General features: G+C 54.2%; 10 protein-coding genes and 3 tRNA genes. All 13 read left to right on the top strand.

What is annotated here, in order from left to right:
• Positions 1 to 129: 129 nt before the first annotated feature.
• The 13 genes from ACK8P7_RS08455 (at position 130) to ACK8P7_RS08395 (ending at position 15,307) form a co-directional block, all read left to right on the top strand.
• Positions 130 to 202, top strand: a tRNA-Asn gene (locus ACK8P7_RS08455).
• A 4-nt stretch (positions 203 to 206) separates the two neighbouring features.
• Positions 207 to 279, top strand: a tRNA-Thr gene (locus ACK8P7_RS08450).
• Between the two features lie 72 nt (positions 280 to 351).
• Positions 352 to 425, top strand: a tRNA-Ile gene (locus ACK8P7_RS08445).
• A 277-nt stretch (positions 426 to 702) separates the two neighbouring features.
• Positions 703 to 2,787 carry a molecular chaperone HtpG gene (gene htpG, locus ACK8P7_RS08440; protein WP_410043771.1) on the top strand — a complete coding sequence of 695 codons (2,085 nt, stop codon included), beginning with the start codon at positions 703 to 705 and terminating at the stop codon, positions 2,785 to 2,787.
• A 369-nt stretch (positions 2,788 to 3,156) separates the two neighbouring features.
• Positions 3,157 to 3,651, top strand: coding sequence for a 5-(carboxyamino)imidazole ribonucleotide mutase (gene purE / locus ACK8P7_RS08435; RefSeq protein WP_410043770.1), 495 nt, complete (start codon positions 3,157 to 3,159; stop codon positions 3,649 to 3,651).
• Positions 3,652 to 3,783: 132 nt separating this feature from the next.
• Positions 3,784 to 5,274, top strand: a complete 1,491-nt coding sequence (purF, locus tag ACK8P7_RS08430; RefSeq protein ID WP_410043769.1) for an amidophosphoribosyltransferase — start codon at positions 3,784 to 3,786, stop codon at positions 5,272 to 5,274.
• 148 nt (positions 5,275 to 5,422) lie between these two features.
• A complete protein-coding gene (gene purM, locus ACK8P7_RS08425) occupies positions 5,423 to 6,472 on the top strand; it encodes a phosphoribosylformylglycinamidine cyclo-ligase (protein WP_410043768.1) in 1,050 nt (349 codons plus the stop codon).
• Between the two features lie 13 nt (positions 6,473 to 6,485).
• Positions 6,486 to 7,214, top strand: coding sequence for an IMP cyclohydrolase (locus tag ACK8P7_RS08420; RefSeq protein ID WP_410043767.1), 729 nt, complete (start codon positions 6,486 to 6,488; stop codon positions 7,212 to 7,214).
• Positions 7,215 to 7,229: 15 nt separating this feature from the next.
• A complete protein-coding gene (locus ACK8P7_RS08415; RefSeq protein WP_410043766.1) occupies positions 7,230 to 8,414 on the top strand; it encodes a phosphoribosylaminoimidazolecarboxamide formyltransferase in 1,185 nt (394 codons plus the stop codon).
• Between the two features lie 70 nt (positions 8,415 to 8,484).
• Entirely contained in the window at positions 8,485 to 9,087 is a 603-nt protein-coding gene (purN, locus tag ACK8P7_RS08410; protein WP_410043765.1) for a phosphoribosylglycinamide formyltransferase, read from the top strand.
• Positions 9,088 to 9,090: 3 nt separating this feature from the next.
• Entirely contained in the window at positions 9,091 to 10,356 is a 1,266-nt protein-coding gene (gene purD, locus ACK8P7_RS08405; protein WP_410043764.1) for a phosphoribosylamine--glycine ligase, read from the top strand.
• 15 nt (positions 10,357 to 10,371) lie between these two features.
• Entirely contained in the window at positions 10,372 to 14,124 is a 3,753-nt protein-coding gene (locus ACK8P7_RS08400; protein WP_410043763.1) for a phosphoribosylformylglycinamidine synthase, read from the top strand.
• 493 nt (positions 14,125 to 14,617) lie between these two features.
• Positions 14,618 to 15,307 (top strand): FMN-binding protein, encoded by a 690-nt coding sequence (locus tag ACK8P7_RS08395; protein WP_410043762.1) that lies wholly within the window; start codon positions 14,618 to 14,620, stop codon positions 15,305 to 15,307.
• The last annotated feature ends 304 nt before the right edge of the window (positions 15,308 to 15,611 follow it).

Genomic DNA, 15,611 nt, shown 5'->3' with positions numbered 1-15,611 from the left:
CGAGTATGCGGCATCTACGACAGTAGATGTGCTGGTAGGTTTGATGTTTTATCTACAGAATAATATATAAGCGGTATATAGTTTTCAAGGCACGATATATATAATTTGTTCCCTTCGCGGGGCAGCTATTCCTCCATAGCTCAGTCGGTAGAGCACGCGGCTGTTAACCGCGGTGTCGTTGGTTCGAGTCCGACTGGGGGAGTTGTGCCGGTATAGCTCAGTTGGTAGAGCAACTGATTTGTAATCAGTAGGTCTTCGGTTCGAGTCCGAATCCCGGCTTTCAGCCTTAGCTTTCAGAGCTAAGGCTTTTTTAAACTGATGAATATCGATTCCTCGATATTTATATAAGATGGAACTGTAGCTCAGCTGGTTAGAGCAGTCGGCTCATAACCGATCGGTCCCGGGTTCGAGTCCCCGCAGTTCCACGCTTCAGGCCCCAGTGATGGGGCCTTTTTTAATTCTTCTAATTAGTGTATCAGATCAGCCCCTCCGGGTCCCCTTGGCTGATCTGATACACTAATTATGAATTATCTATGAATTATTAGCAGTACAGCTTGTAGAGTGCTAACATCGGTGCTATACTTCTTTTCGTTGTGAATAAAATGAATCATCTGTATCCGCCTTCAATGGACAGTATGCGTCTGTCCGGCACGAAGAAGGACGATACGAGATGAAATCTACATAGTATAAGAGGTAAATGTTATGGCACAGAAGGGTACACTTTCGATCAATTCTGAAAACATATTCCCGATTATCAAGAAGTGGATGTATTCCGATCAGGATATCTTCGTACGTGAGGAGATCTCCAACGCATGTGATGCGATCACGAAGCTGGAGAAGCTGAGCCTCATCGGCGAGTGGACGAAGCCTGCAGACTATAAGGGCAGAGTCGATGTGATCGTCGATTCCGAGCATAAGACCATCACCTTCCAGGATAACGGTATCGGTATGACCGCAGAGGAGGTCGAGAAGTATATCAATCAGATCGCCTTCTCCGGTGCGACGGACTTCATCAACAAGTATAAGGATAAGGCCAACGATGATCAGATCATCGGACACTTCGGCCTCGGCTTCTACAGTGTCTTCATGGTTGCAGATCAGGTCGACATCGACACTCTGTCCTATAAGCAGGATGCGACAGCGATTCACTGGACCTGCAACGGCGGTACGGAATATGAGATGACCGATGGCGACAAGAAAACCGTCGGTACCACCATCACCCTCCATCTGAACGACGATTGTCTCAAGTACGATAACGAGTGGGAGATGCGTGAGATCATCGAGAAGTACTGCTCCTTCATGCCGGTCGAGGTCTATATCACGAAGCTTCCGAAGGACACTGAGACGATCCAGGCGGATCAGAAGAAGGACGGTGATGTCGTCGTAGAGGAGATCCCTGAGAAGGTCGAGAAGGATGCTGATGGCAAGGAGACGAAGACACCGGCGAAGCTGAAGATCGAGAAGCGTCCGCAGCTCCTGAACGATACACATCCGCTCTGGGGGAAGACGCCATCCGAGTGCACTAAGGAAGAGTATATCGACTTCTATCATAAGGTATTCCGCGACTATAAGGAGCCGCTGTTCTGGATCCATCTGAACATGGATTACCCGTACAACCTGAAGGGCATCCTCTACTTCCCGAAGATCAACATGGAGTATGAGTCTGCCGAGGGTACCATCAAGCTCTATAACAACCAGGTCTTCGTCGCAGACAACATCAAGGAAGTCATCCCGGAGTATCTGATGCTCCTGAAGGGCGTCATCGACTGTCCGGATCTGCCGCTGAACGTATCGAGATCCCAGCTCCAGAACGACGGCTTCGTAAAGAAGATTCAGGATTACATCACAAAGAAGGTCGCCGATAAGCTGTCCGGCCTCTGCAAGACCGATCGTGAGAACTATGAGAAGTACTGGGACGATATCGCACCATTCATCAAGTACGGCTGCCTCCGCGACGATAAGTTCTGTAAGAAGATGACCGATTACATCCTCTTCAAGGGCATCAACGGTAAGTTCCTCGCCCTGCCGGAGTGCCTCGAAGTCGAGAAGAGTGACGTCGACGAAGCCACAGAAAAGGCCGGTGCTGAGAACAGCGCAGCGGACGAGACGGCTGCTTCCACGGGAGATACAGCGAAGACCGCGGAGAACAGTGACAAGCCTGAAAAGAACAAGGTCATCTACTATGTCACCGACCCTGTTCAGCAGAGTCAGTACATCGCGATGTTTAAGAATGCAGGTAAGGATGCCGTCATCCTGCCGGAGCGCATCGACCAGCCGTTTATCTCTGAGCTCGAAGCGAAGAACCAGGGCGTTCACTTCCGCAGAATCGATGCTGATCTCAGTGAGGAGTTCAAGGCAGCGGTAAGTGCGGATGAGCAGAAGACCCTCGACGAGCAGCAGAAGGATCTGGAAACCGAGATCCGTGCCGCATCGAAGAAGGATAAGCTGACGGTAAAGCTTCAGAAGCTGACACAGTCCTCCATCGCGGCGATGCTTTCCATCTCCGAGGAGAGCCGTCGTATGAATGACATGATGAAGATGTATGCGATGAGTGGTATGCCGATGAGCGATATGCCGGTCGATGAGACACTGATTCTCAATACCGAACATCCGCTGGTACAGTATCTGATCGAGCATCGTACGGATGAAGCAGCGAAGGAGACCGTCGACATGATCTCCGAGCAGCTCTACGATCTTGCGAAGCTGCAGCAGTCCCCGCTGAGTGCAGACGAGATGACAAAGTTCATAAGCCGTTCAAACGAAATCCTTCTTAAAATGGCAAAGTGACAGCTTGACGGAGCAGACGGCATCTAATATAATTTTGTTGTCGTTGTTCACAAGTTTCTCGGGCGAAAGGATTTGGGGATGAAGCACATGGCTGGAAACAGACATACGAATCACCTTTTAGCGATGTGTGCACTCGGATTCTCAGGACAGGCCGGATTTATCGGGCTTAGTGTAAGCTGCGAAATTAATAACGACATCTATTCGAATACCGTAAAATAATAGAAGGGGGAACAGCCTGCGCTGTTCCTTCTTTTTGTTGTTGATTACAGGCTCACGCTTCTGGCATGAGTTCTCTGTGATGCCCTCCGGGCGGACGTATTCAGAGTGATATCGGAAGCGGTGCTTCCACGGATCAGGAAAGGAGTTTGCATGAAAAAAGTTGCGATCATCATGGGAAGTGATTCAGATCTTCCAGTAGTTGAAAAAGGCATCAGTGTCCTGAAGGAGTACGGAGTACCTTTTGAAGTTCATGTATACAGTGCCCACAGAACACCGGAGGAGGCTGCACAGTTCTCGAAATCCGCACGTGAAAACGGCTTCGGTGTCATCATCGCCGCTGCCGGCATGGCTGCGCACCTCGCAGGTGCCATCGCAGCGAATACCACACTTCCGGTGATCGGTATCCCATGTTCATCGAAGGTACTTGAGGGCATGGATGCACTTCTTTCCACGATCATGATGCCACCTGGAATTCCGGTTGCCACGGTCGGCGTCAATACCGCAAAGAACGCAGCACTGCTCGCCATCGAGATGCTGGCGATCGAAGATGCCGCACTCGCACAGAAGCTTCAGGATGAGCGTGATAAGAATCATCAGACGATCCTGGAGAAGAATGCCGCCATCGAGGCGCAGTTTAACAGCTGAGCGATCGGTAGGGGCGAAATCACACATAGTAACGATTACGCGCCGGCAGTATCGGAGGCATGCACATAAACGTACTTTATTTCATGACCATCGCAGGCGCAATTATATTTCTATACATCTAAAGGGGAATCTATGGGAAAAATTAATGACGAGTGTGGCGTATTTGGCATGTACTCGAAGACAACCAAGCCACTTGCAAAACTGACCTACTATGGGCTGTTTGCGTTACAGCACCGTGGCCAGGAATCGGCCGGTATCGTCGTAAACGACGAGGGTGTCTTCCGTTTCTATCGTGAGCTCGGTCTCGTCAGCGAGGCGATGACGAAGGAACAGCTCGACCGTCTGGGCGACGGACAGATGTCCTGCGGTCACGTGCGTTACTCCACCTCCGGCATCACAAACCGTATCAATGCACAGCCGATCGTCGTAAATCATGTGAAGGGCCGTATGGCACTCTGTCATAACGGAAATCTGGTCAATTCCACAGAGCTTCGCCGTAACCTCGAGCTGGAGGGCTGTATCTTCCAGTCCACTACGGATACCGAGGCGATCTCGTATGTCATCACGCGTGAGCGTCTGAAGACGAAGTCGATCGAAGAGGCGGTGACCAATTCTGTAGAGAAGCTGCACGGTGCCTTCTCTCTGGTCATCATGTCGCCGTCGAAGCTGATCGCCGTACGTGATCCGCATGGCTTCCGTCCGCTCTGCTATGGTGAAACCGAGGACGGTTCCGTCGTATTTGCCAGTGAGTCCTGTGCACTCGATGCAGTCGGTGCGAAGCTGGTGCGTGACCTCGAGCCGGGTGAGATCATGGTCATGGACCAGAATGGTCTCCGCTCCATCAAGGATCACTGCAAGACGGTGAAACCGTCTACCTGCGTTTTCGAGTATATCTATTTCGCACGTCCGGATTCCATCATCGATGGTGCATCTGTACACGATGCCAGAATGCGTGCCGGTGAGTTCCTCGCAGAGGAGCATCCGGTCGATGCAGACGTCGTGATCGGCGTTCCTGACTCCGGCCTCGATGCCGCGGTCGGCTACAGCCGGAAGTCCGGTATCCCGTATGGTATCGGTCTCATCAAGAATAAGTACATCGGACGAACCTTCATCGCACCAGGACAGACGGAGCGTGAGAATCTCGTCAAGATCAAGCTGAACACGATCCGCTCCGAAATCGAGGGCAAGCGTGTCGTCCTGATCGATGACTCTATCGTACGTGGAACCACCAGCGCACGTCTCGTCAAGCTCGTGCGGGAGGCCGGCGCGAAGGAAATCCACATGCGTATAACCGCACCGCCATTTCTGTACCCTTGCTACTATGGAACCGATATCGACAGTCAGGACAATCTGATCGCCTGCCACCATACCGTCGATGAGATTGCGAAGATCATCGGGGTTGATTCGCTCGGATACCTCAGTGTGGAGAATGTGCTCCGTATCGCGAAGAATGATCCGAATGCAGGCTACTGTGCCGCGTGCTTCAATGGTCAGTATTCAACGGAGCTGCCAAGCGTCAGCGAGAAGAATCGTTTCGAAGAGAAGATTCCAAAGGCCTGGAGAGATGCACACACGGATGACCCGAACAAGAAGTGGAATCCGAACAGCGAGGCCAATGCATAAGCCACGTGAGGCATGGAAGAGACGCATGGAATAAACGTATCCACACGAAATATCCATATAAGCTATCCGAATGAAATAATATCATGACATTTCACGATAAAATGTCATTCGAAGTATCATGACGATCAAACGATAAAGGAGTTTAGATATGAATACAAAGAGCTACAGTGAGGCATACAAGGAGGCAGGTGTTGATATCACGGCCGGCTACAAGTCCGTAGAGCTGATGAAGCAGTACGTTGCGAGAACCATGACCGAAGGTGTCGCATCCGGTCTCGGCGGCTTCGGCGGTCTGTTCGAGCTTCCGGAGGGCTACAAGCACCCGATTCTCGTGTCCGGTACCGACGGTGTCGGCACGAAGCTGAAGATCTCCTTCCTGATGGAGAAGTATGACACCGTCGGCATCGACTGCGTTGCGATGTGTGTAAACGATGTCATCTGCTGTGGTGCGAAGCCACTGTTCTTCCTCGATTACATCGCCTGCGGCAAGAACGTGCCGGAGAAGATCGCCGACATCGTAAAGGGCGTAGCCGAGGGCTGTGTTCAGAGTGACAGTGCGCTGATCGGTGGTGAGACGGCAGAGATGCCGGGCTTCTATCCGGAGGATGAGTTCGATCTGGCCGGTTTCTCTGTCGGCATCGTGGATAAGGAGAAGGTCATCGACAACAACTCCATGAAGGCAGGTGATGTCGTAATCGCACTTCCAAGCTCCGGTGTGCACTCCAACGGTTTCTCACTGGTACGTAAGGTCTTCGACATCGACCATATCACGAAGGAGGAGCTTCGTAAGCCGCTCGAGGAGCTCGGTGGTCAGTCCCTCGGTGAGACCCTGCTGACACCGACCGTCATCTATGTAAAGCCGGTGCTCCAGCTGCTTGAGAAGGTGACTGTGAAGGCCATCAGCCACATCACCGGCGGTGGTTTCTATGAGAATATCCCGAGATCCATCCCGGATGGCCTCGGTGCAAAGATCCGTATGGATGACGTACGCGTGCTTCCGATCTTCAAGCTGATTCAGAAGACCGGCGATGTATCCACACACGATATGTTCAATACCTACAACATGGGTGTCGGCATGAGCGTTGTCGTAGCGAAGGAGGATGAGGCGGCAGCACTCGAGGTACTTCGTGCAAATGGTGTCGAGGCATACCACCTCGGTGAGATCATCGCGTCCGACGATAAGGTCGTTTTAGAGTAAGGAGAGTAAAAACATGGCAACATATGATGTAGCACAGCTTCCAGAGCTGCTGAAAAACAACGAGTACCCTGGCCGTGGCATCGTGATCGGCAAGTCCGCGGATGGACAGTCCATCGCCATCGCTTACTTCATCATGGGGCGTAGCGCAAACTCCAGAAACCGCTTATTTATCGAGGAGGGTGACACCGTCACCATCTACCCGGCAGACGCCAGCAAGGTCGAGGACCCGAGCCTCATCATCTACAGCCCGATCCGTAAGATCGGTGATAATCTGATCGTGACCAACGGCGATCAGACGGATACCATCTATGATTTCCTGAAGGAGGGCAACACCTTCGAGGAAGCCCTCGAAACACGTGAATTCGAGCCGGATGGTCCGAACTGGACACCGCGTATCAGCGGCCTCGTGATGCTCGATGATTCCGACCGCTATAAGATGTCGATTCTCAAGTCCCAGGATGCAGAGGGCACCGACTGTGCACGCTATACCTACAGCTACAAGCTGCAGAATGGTCTTGGCCACTTCATCCATACCTACAAACAGAACGGTAATCCGATTCCGACCTTCGAGGGAGAGCCGGAGCGTGTCGCGATCCCGAACAGCGCGGAGGAGTTCGCAGAGGCGATCTGGAACAGCCTGAACGAGGATAATAAGATTTCCATGTACGTACGCTATATCAATGTCGTAGACGGTAGCGTAACAAACAGAATGATTAACAAGTTCACAAAGGTGAACGCATAAGAGGAGAGGGCAGCGATGAAAGAGTTTGAATTAAAGTATGGTATGAACCCGAATCAGAAGCCGGCGAAGATCTACATGCACGACGGCTCTGATCTTCCGATCGAGATTCTGAATGGCCGTCCTGGCTATATCAACTTCCTCGACGCACTGAACAGCTGGCAGCTGGTTTCCGATCTCAAGGAAGCCACCGGCATGGTCGCCGCCGCATCCTTCAAGCACGTTTCTCCTTCCGGTGCCGCGATCGGACGGAAGCTTTCCGACAAGCTGAAGAAGGCCTGCTTCGTAGACGATATCGAAGGACTCGACGAGTCTCCGCTGGCCTGTGCGTATGCGAGAGCACGTGGTGTCGATCGTATGTCTTCTTACGGTGACTTCATCGCCCTGTCGGATACCTGTGATGCGACGACCGCACGCATCATCCACCGCGAAGTGTCGGATGGCGTCATTGCCCCAGGCTACACGGAGGAAGCGCTCGAGATCCTGAAGACGAAGAAGAAGGGAAACTACAATATCATCAAGATCGACCCGAGCTACCGCCCGGATCCGGTCGAGCACAAGCAGGTATTCGGTGTGACCTTCGAGCAGGGCCGCAACGAGTACAAGGTGACCGAGGAGGCCTTCGCAAACATCGTGAGTGCGAACAAGGAGCTCACCGAGGAGGCGCGTCTCAACATGACCATCGCCCTCATCACCATCAAGTACACGCAGTCCAACTCCGTAGCGTATGCAGAGGATGGTCAGGCCATCGGTGTCGGTGCCGGACAGCAGTCCAGAGTGCACTGCACACGTCTCGCAGGTGATAAGGCGGATCACTGGCACCTTCGTCAGACCGACCGCGTCCTGAACCTTCCGTTCAAGGAGGGCCTCCGTCGTGCCGATCGGGACAATGTCATCGACGTATACCTCTCCGAGGAGTGCGAGGATGTCCTGAAGGATGGCGCATGGCAGCAGTACTTCACCGAGCAGCCGGCTCCATTTACGAGAGCAGAGCAGAAGGCGTACCTCGCTACACTCACCGGAACGGCCCTCGGCTCCGACGCGTTCTTCCCGTTCGGTGACAATGTCGAGCGTGCACGGAAGTCCGGTGTCAGCTACATCGCAGAGCCGGGCGGATCCATCCGTGATGACAATGTCATCGAGACCGCGGATAAGTACGGTATGGTGCTGTGCTTCACCGGCATGCGTCTCTTCCACCATTAATCACATGGGGTGCGCCCGAAGGCGCATATAATGGCATTGTCTCCTTGTAGATTGAGAGGGATATATACAAATGAAGAATAAAACTAGAATTGCCGTGCTGGTCAGCGGCGGTGGTACCAACCTCCAGGCGCTGATCGATGCACAGCATCGTGGTGAGATCCCGGATGGCGAGATCGTCCTCGTCGTCGGCTCCCGTGAGGGGATCTATGCACTGGAACGTGCAGAGAAGGCCGGCATCGAGCATACCGTCGTGCATAAGGATGAGCCGAAGCTGATCGAAACCTTACAGTCCCACAGCATCGACCTCGTCATCCTGGCCGGCTATCTGACGATCCTGGGCCCGGATTTCATCCATGCGTATGCGGATCGCATCATCAACATCCATCCGTCCCTGATCCCGAGCTTCTGCGGCAAGGGCATGTACGGGCTTCGCCCGCATGAGGCCGCACTCGCCTACGGTGTGAAGGTGACCGGTGCAACCGTACATCTCGTAAACGAAATTCCGGATGGCGGACGTATCCTTCTCCAGAAGGCCGTCGCGATCGAGGAAGGCGATACGCCCGAGATCCTTCAGAAGCGCGTGATGGAGCAGGCGGAGTGGAAGCTTCTGCCGGCCGCAGCCGAGCTGATGAGTAAGGAAATCCGTGAACAGAAGCGTGAACAGGAGGCATAAACGATGAGAATTGGCGTCGTAGGTGGTGGCGGACGTGAGCATGCCATCATCAAAGCAATCAAGAAGAATCCTTCGGTCGAGAAGCTCTATGCGATCCCTGGCAACGGCGGTATCGCAAGAGACGCCGAGTGCGTACCAGAGATCAAGGCAACCGATGTCGAGGGCGTCGTAAAGTTCGCCGTCGAACAGAAGCTGGATTATGTGGTCGTCGCACCGGATGATCCGCTCGTTGCGGGCATGGTCGATGCACTCGAGGCAGCCGGCATCCCGGCCTTCGGACCGGAGGGCAAGGCAGCGATCATCGAGGGCTCGAAGGTATTCTCGAAGAACCTGATGAAGAAGTACCACATCCCGACCGCGGGCTATGAGGTATTCACCGATATTCATGCTGCAGAAGCATATGTCGAGACCTGCCCGATCCCGACCGTCATCAAGGCGGACGGACTCGCACTCGGAAAGGGTGTCATCATCGCGATGACCCGTGAAGAGGCGATCGAAGGCATCAAGACCATCATGGCAGAGCACAAGTTCGGCCACTCCGGCGACCAGATCGTCATCGAGGAGTACCTCGAGGGTCCGGAGGTCTCCGTCCTCAGCTTTACCGACGGTAACGTCGTCGTGCCGATGATCAGCTCCATGGATCACAAGCGTGCCAATGACAACGATGAGGGCCTCAATACCGGCGGTATGGGCACCATCGCACCGAACCCGTACTACACGAAGGAGATCGCCGCTGTCTGCATGGAGACCATCTTCAAGCCGACCATCGAAGCGATGAAGAGTGAGGGCCGCACCTTCAAGGGCTGCCTCTACTTCGGTCTCATGCTGACGAAGGATGGCCCGAAGGTTATCGAGTACAACTGCCGTTTCGGCGATCCGGAGGCGCAGGTCGTACTGCCGCTGCTGGATTCTGACCTGCTGACCATCATGCAGGCCGTCACCGAGGGCAGACTCGCGGATGTCGAAGTGAAGTGGAAGGATGAATCCGCCTGCTGTATCATCGAGGCATCCGGCGGATATCCGGTGGCGTACGAGTCCGGCTTCGAGATCACGGGTGTCGATCAGGTGGATCATGTCTACGTCGCAGGTGCAGACCTCCGCGATGGAAAGCTCTATACCCACGGCGGTCGTGTGCTCGGCGTCGTTGAGACCGCACCGACCCTGAAGGAGGCCATCGATAAGGCGTATGCAAGTGCAGCGAAGGTCAGCTTCGAAAAGATGCACATGCGGAAGGACATCGGACAGCGTGCACTGAAGGCACTGAGTTAAGGAGGATTACGATCCATGGTAAATAGAATTTATGTTGAGAAGAAGCAGGGTCTCCGCCACGAGGCACAGGGACTCCGCCATGATATCCGTCACATCCTTCTGATCAAGAACCTCACGGACGTACGGCTTCTGAACCGTTACGACGTCGAGGGACTGGACCAGGAGACCTTTGATAAGGCTGTACAGCTCGTCCTCAGCGAGCCGCAGCTCGATGATGTATCGACTGAGCTTCCGAAGCAGGACGGTGCGTATGTGTTTGCCGTCGAGTTCCTGCCGGGTCAGTTCGACCAGCGCGCAGACTCTGCCGCACAGTGTATCCAGATCCTCACCCAGGGTGAGCGCCCGAAGGTACGTTCCGCGAAGGTGTACCTCCTCTACGGAGAGCTCAGCGCGGATGAGATCGCAGAAATCAAGAAGTATGTCATCAACCCGGTAGAGTCGAGAGAGGCTTCCCTCGACACCTATGCGACCCTGGATGTAAAGTATGACATCCCGACCGAGGTCGAGACCCTCACGGGCTTCATCGATGCACCGAACGAGGAGCTCGATGCCTTCCGTCAGGAGAAGGGCCTCGCGATGGACCTCGACGATCTCGAGTTCTGCCGTGATTACTTCAAGTCCGAGCATCGTGATCCGAGCATCACGGAGATCCGCATGATCGATACCTACTGGTCCGATCACTGCCGTCATACCACCTTCCTGACCACGATCGATCATGTCGATTTCGCTGATCCGGCGCTCCAGAAGGCATGGGATCGTTACATCGCAGCCCGCAAGGAGCTGAACCGCACGAAGCCGATCAACCTCATGGATATCGGTACCCTCGCTGCGAAAGTTCTGAAGAAGGAAGGAAAGCTCCAGAAGCTCGATGAGTCGGAGGAGATCAATGCCTGCACCGTAAAGATCAAGGTCAATGTCGATGGCGAGGATCAGGACTGGCTCCTGCTCTTTAAGAACGAGACCCATAACCACCCGACCGAGATCGAGCCGTTCGGTGGTGCGGCCACCTGTATCGGTGGCGCGATCCGTGATCCGCTGTCCGGCAGAAGCTATGTATATCAGGCGATGCGTGTCACCGGTGCCGGCGATCCGACCGTACCGGTACAGGAGACCATGAAGGGCAAGCTGCCACAGCGTAAGCTCGTGACGACCGCGGCCAACGGTTACTCCAGCTATGGTAACCAGATCGGCCTCGCGACCGGTCTCGTCGATGAGATCTATCATCCGGGCTATGTCGCTAAGCGTATGGAGATCGGTGCCGTCGTCGCAGCCGCACCGGCAGAGAACGTACGCCGTGAGGTTCCGGCACCGGGTGATGTCGTCATCCTCCTCGGCGGTCGTACCGGCCGTGATGGTATCGGTGGCGCTACCGGATCCTCCAAGTCGCACAATGTGGAATCCCTCGAGAAGGACGGCGCAGAGGTGCAGAAGGGTAATGCACCTGAGGAGCGTAAGCTGCAGCGTCTCTTCCGTAATCCGGAGGCAAGTAAGCTGATCAAGCGCTGCAACGACTTCGGTGCTGGCGGTGTATCCGTCGCGATTGGTGAGCTCGCGGATGGTCTCGACATCAACCTCGATAAGGTTCCGAAGAAGTATGCCGGTCTCGATGGCACAGAGCTTGCGATCTCCGAGTCGCAGGAGCGTATGGCGGTCGTGGTCGCGCCGGAGGATATGGAGCGCTTCCTTGCGCTCGCACATGAGGAGAACCTCGAGGCGACCCACGTGGCAGACGTCACCGACACCAATCGTCTCGTCGCCCACTGGAACGGAAAGAATGTCATCGATCTTTCGAGAGACTTCCTGAACAGTAACGGTGCCGAGAAGCACATCAGCGTGACGACTGCGGCGGGCGAGCACATTGCCCGTGAGGTGAGGGGCAGCTTCGCCGAGAACTATGAGGCACTGGCCGAGGATCTCAACGTGGTCAGCAAGCGTGGTCTCAGCGAGCGCTTCGACTCCACCATCGGTGCAGGTACCGTGCTGATGCCGTTCGGCGGTAAGAATCAGCGTACACCGGTACAGGCGATGGCGGCGAAGATCTCCGTTGAAAAGGGTCATACCGATGACACATCCGTCATGGCCTATGGATATAACCCGTTTATCACTGAGAAGAACTGCTACAAGGGTGCGTACCTCGCCGTCGTTGAGTCTGCGGCGAAGCTGATTGCAACCGGCGCAGGCTTCGAGGATACCTACCTCACCTTCCAGGAGTACTTCGGTAAGCCGGGTCGTACGCCGGAGCGCTGGGGACAGCCACTCGAGGCACTGCTCGGTGCATTTAACGCACAGCTCGACCTCGGTATCGCTGCAATCGGTGGTAAGGACTCCATGTCTGGAACCTTCGAGAAGCTCGATGTTCCGCCTACGCTCGTTTCCTTCGCCATCACCACAGAGGATGCGAAGAACATCGTGAGCCCGGAGTACAAGGCAGCCGGTCATCCGGTGCTCTGGCTGAAGCCGCAGTACCGTGATGAGCTTCCGGTGAAGGAGTCCCTCCTCGCCCTGTTCGCGTACGTACATCAGCTCGTGCTCGACGGTAAGCTCGCGTCCATCTACACCCCGACCTACGGTGGTGCCGCCGAGGCGGTACTGAAGCAGTGCATGGGTAACGACATCGGCTTTGATTTCGCACCGAGCCTGAGTGTCGAGGACATCTTCGGCTATCAGTACGGCAGCTTCCTGCTGGAGCTCCGTGACGCAGCAGACCGTGACGCGATCTATAATGATCCGGCTGTGAAGGCAGCGAACATCATCGTGGCAGACCTCGGTGTCACCACGGACAATGCAGAGATCCGTTACAACGACGAGACCCTGAAGCTCAGTGATCTCGAGGCATCTTACGAGGATAAGCTTGAGAAGGTCTTCACCTGCAATATGAACCTCGAGAAGGACAGTGAGGAGAGTGCAGCAGATGTGACGATTCCGGATTATACCGAGAAGGAGTGGGTCGCTCCGGCCATCCAGGTGGAGAAGCCGCACGTCCTGATTCCGGTCTTCCCGGGCAACAACTGTGAGTATGATTCTGCGAAGGCCTGCGCCGACGCAGGACTCGATCCTGAGATCATCGTCGTACGCAATATGACGAAGCAGGACATCAGTGATTCCGTCGAGCAGGTTGCGAAGCGGATCGCCGAGTCCCAGATGATCTTCATCCCAGGTGGTTTCTCCGGTGGTGACGAGCCGGACGGCTCTGCGAAGTTCATCACCTCCTTCTTCCGAAATGAGGCAGTGAAGAACGCAACCATGGATATGCTGAACAAGCGGGATGGTCTCATGCTCGGTATCTGCAACGGCTTCCAGGCCCTCATCAAGCTCGGTCTCGTACCGTATGGTGAGATCCGTGATACCGATGAGCACTGTCCGACCCTGACCTTCAACACGATCGGACGCCACCAGTCGAAGATCGTCAACATCCGTGTCGCTTCGAACATGTCTCCGTGGCTTGCTGACACGGAGCCGGGCGACATCTACAGCGTACCGATCTCTCACGGCGAGGGCCGCTTCCTCTGTGAGCCGGCGCTTTTCCAGCAGCTCGTCGAGAACGGTCAGATCGCAACCCAGTACGTGGATCTCGAGGGTCATCCGACCATGGATATCCAGTACAACCCGAACGGCTCCTACTATGCGGTCGAGGGTATCACCTCGCCGGATGGTCGTGTCCTCGGTAAGATGGGTCACGCAGAGCGCTGGGGCAGCGGACTGTATAAGAACGTACCTGGTAACTATGATATGGGTCTCTTCCGTGCAGCGAAGGAGTACTTTAACTGATACGATGCCTGTATGGCGATCAGAGAGCGTCCCGAAAGGGACGCTCTTTATGTTGTTGTGAAGGACCACGGCGGGCTCCCTTATTTCATTTTAGATATAACTAAATGGCAGTAGACTTCGTGCGGAGCCATAACTATAATACCATTCATGGGCAAGGGCGTCTGGTTTTTCCAGACGCCCTTTTGCTATACCTAATCTTCGTTTACAATGTGATGCGTGCCGTCAAGGTACGTACCGGCGAGGAAGACTATGAGGACATTCAGGATGTCGAGTAAGCACGGTCATATCGGGGCGGTTCCCCGTTTGACATATATAACATAAGACAGATGTTTTATCCGCTGGAAGCGTCCCGTAAGGGGCGCTTTTTGCGTCATTATAGAAAGTATTGAAAAGCATCTCTGCTTGTTGCTGTTAACTACCTGTGTTATAATGTATGAATAGTTTGACAAAAGTGCCACTAGGGTTAATCGGCACGGATGAGGGGAAATAGGAAATGAAGAAGAATACAAATATGGTTTCACTGGTGGTTATCGGTGCAGGTATCATCGTTGCGATCGCAACGGGTATGCAGTCCAGAAATGCGAACGCGATTCCGGAGGGTTCGATCATCGCAAACGGAAGTGCACAGGGTATGGACGGACCGGTAAAGGTTGAGGTCGCGTTCTCTCCGGAAAAGATTTACCGTGTGACCGTGACCGAGGCGAATGAGACGCCGGATATCGGAACGAAGGCGATCGATGCACTGCCAGGTACTATCGTCGCGGAGAACAGTCTGAATGTGGATGCGGTTTCCGGTGCGACTATCACGTCTACAGCGATTAAGAACGCAGTAGCACAGGCGATCGCGGATGCGGATGTCGATCCGGCTACCTTCGGTTATGCCGGCGAAGCGGGCGCAGAGACCGAAGCTGCGGAGTCAGAGAGTGAAGCCAGCGCGGCAGAGTCCGAAACGGAGGGTACTGCTGATTCCGTACAGAAGGCGCATGACGCTGCGGCTGGTAAGGTAGAGGGTGCCGCCGGCTACCTGAACCGCTACAGTGCGGATGCTACCGTGGCTGTCGCGACAGAAAGCACTGCAGCCGATGCTGCAAGTACAGAGGGTGGATCTGTGCAGAAGGCACATGATGCTGCAGCTGGTAAGGTATCCGGTGCTGCCGGCTATCTCAACCGTTACAGCGCATAAATGTACATGAGTGATGATGAAAAGTCGTCGGGAGGTTTTCCCGGCGGCTTTTTTCATACTTTCGTAAGAATTCCGAGGATGATTTCAGATGCCTGATCAGATGGTATCGGGTAAAATGAATATAAAAAGTATGCATATAAGAAATGCCACTTGGGAAAGAACCGTGATCCGGTGGATCATGAACGCTCCGGGGACACCACCCATGGAAAGATGAAAAAATTCAGTATATTTTTATGAAATGTATGTGACGCCACTCTATGTACCCGGTGTATATAGGTGAAAGGACAGAAACAGAGGGCACAAC

It is taken from the genome of Oribacterium sp. P9, assembly GCF_046365365.1.
GTDB lineage: Bacteria > Bacillota > Clostridia > Lachnospirales > Lachnospiraceae > Oribacterium.
The sequence above is the reverse complement of the archived record's forward strand: the minus strand, read 5'-3'. Positions and strand labels throughout refer to the sequence as shown.

Coding starts and splice junctions, on each gene's coding strand:
- htpG (WP_410043771.1), top strand. CDS start 703: ATGGCACAGAAGGGTACACTTTCGATCAATTCTGAAAACATATTCCCG.
- purE (WP_410043770.1), top strand. CDS start 3,157: ATGAAAAAAGTTGCGATCATCATGGGAAGTGATTCAGATCTTCCAGTA.
- purF (WP_410043769.1), top strand. CDS start 3,784: ATGGGAAAAATTAATGACGAGTGTGGCGTATTTGGCATGTACTCGAAG.
- purM (WP_410043768.1), top strand. CDS start 5,423: ATGAATACAAAGAGCTACAGTGAGGCATACAAGGAGGCAGGTGTTGAT.
- ACK8P7_RS08420 (WP_410043767.1), top strand. CDS start 6,486: ATGGCAACATATGATGTAGCACAGCTTCCAGAGCTGCTGAAAAACAAC.
- ACK8P7_RS08415 (WP_410043766.1), top strand. CDS start 7,230: ATGAAAGAGTTTGAATTAAAGTATGGTATGAACCCGAATCAGAAGCCG.
- purN (WP_410043765.1), top strand. CDS start 8,485: ATGAAGAATAAAACTAGAATTGCCGTGCTGGTCAGCGGCGGTGGTACC.
- purD (WP_410043764.1), top strand. CDS start 9,091: ATGAGAATTGGCGTCGTAGGTGGTGGCGGACGTGAGCATGCCATCATC.
- ACK8P7_RS08400 (WP_410043763.1), top strand. CDS start 10,372: ATGGTAAATAGAATTTATGTTGAGAAGAAGCAGGGTCTCCGCCACGAG.
- ACK8P7_RS08395 (WP_410043762.1), top strand. CDS start 14,618: ATGAAGAAGAATACAAATATGGTTTCACTGGTGGTTATCGGTGCAGGT.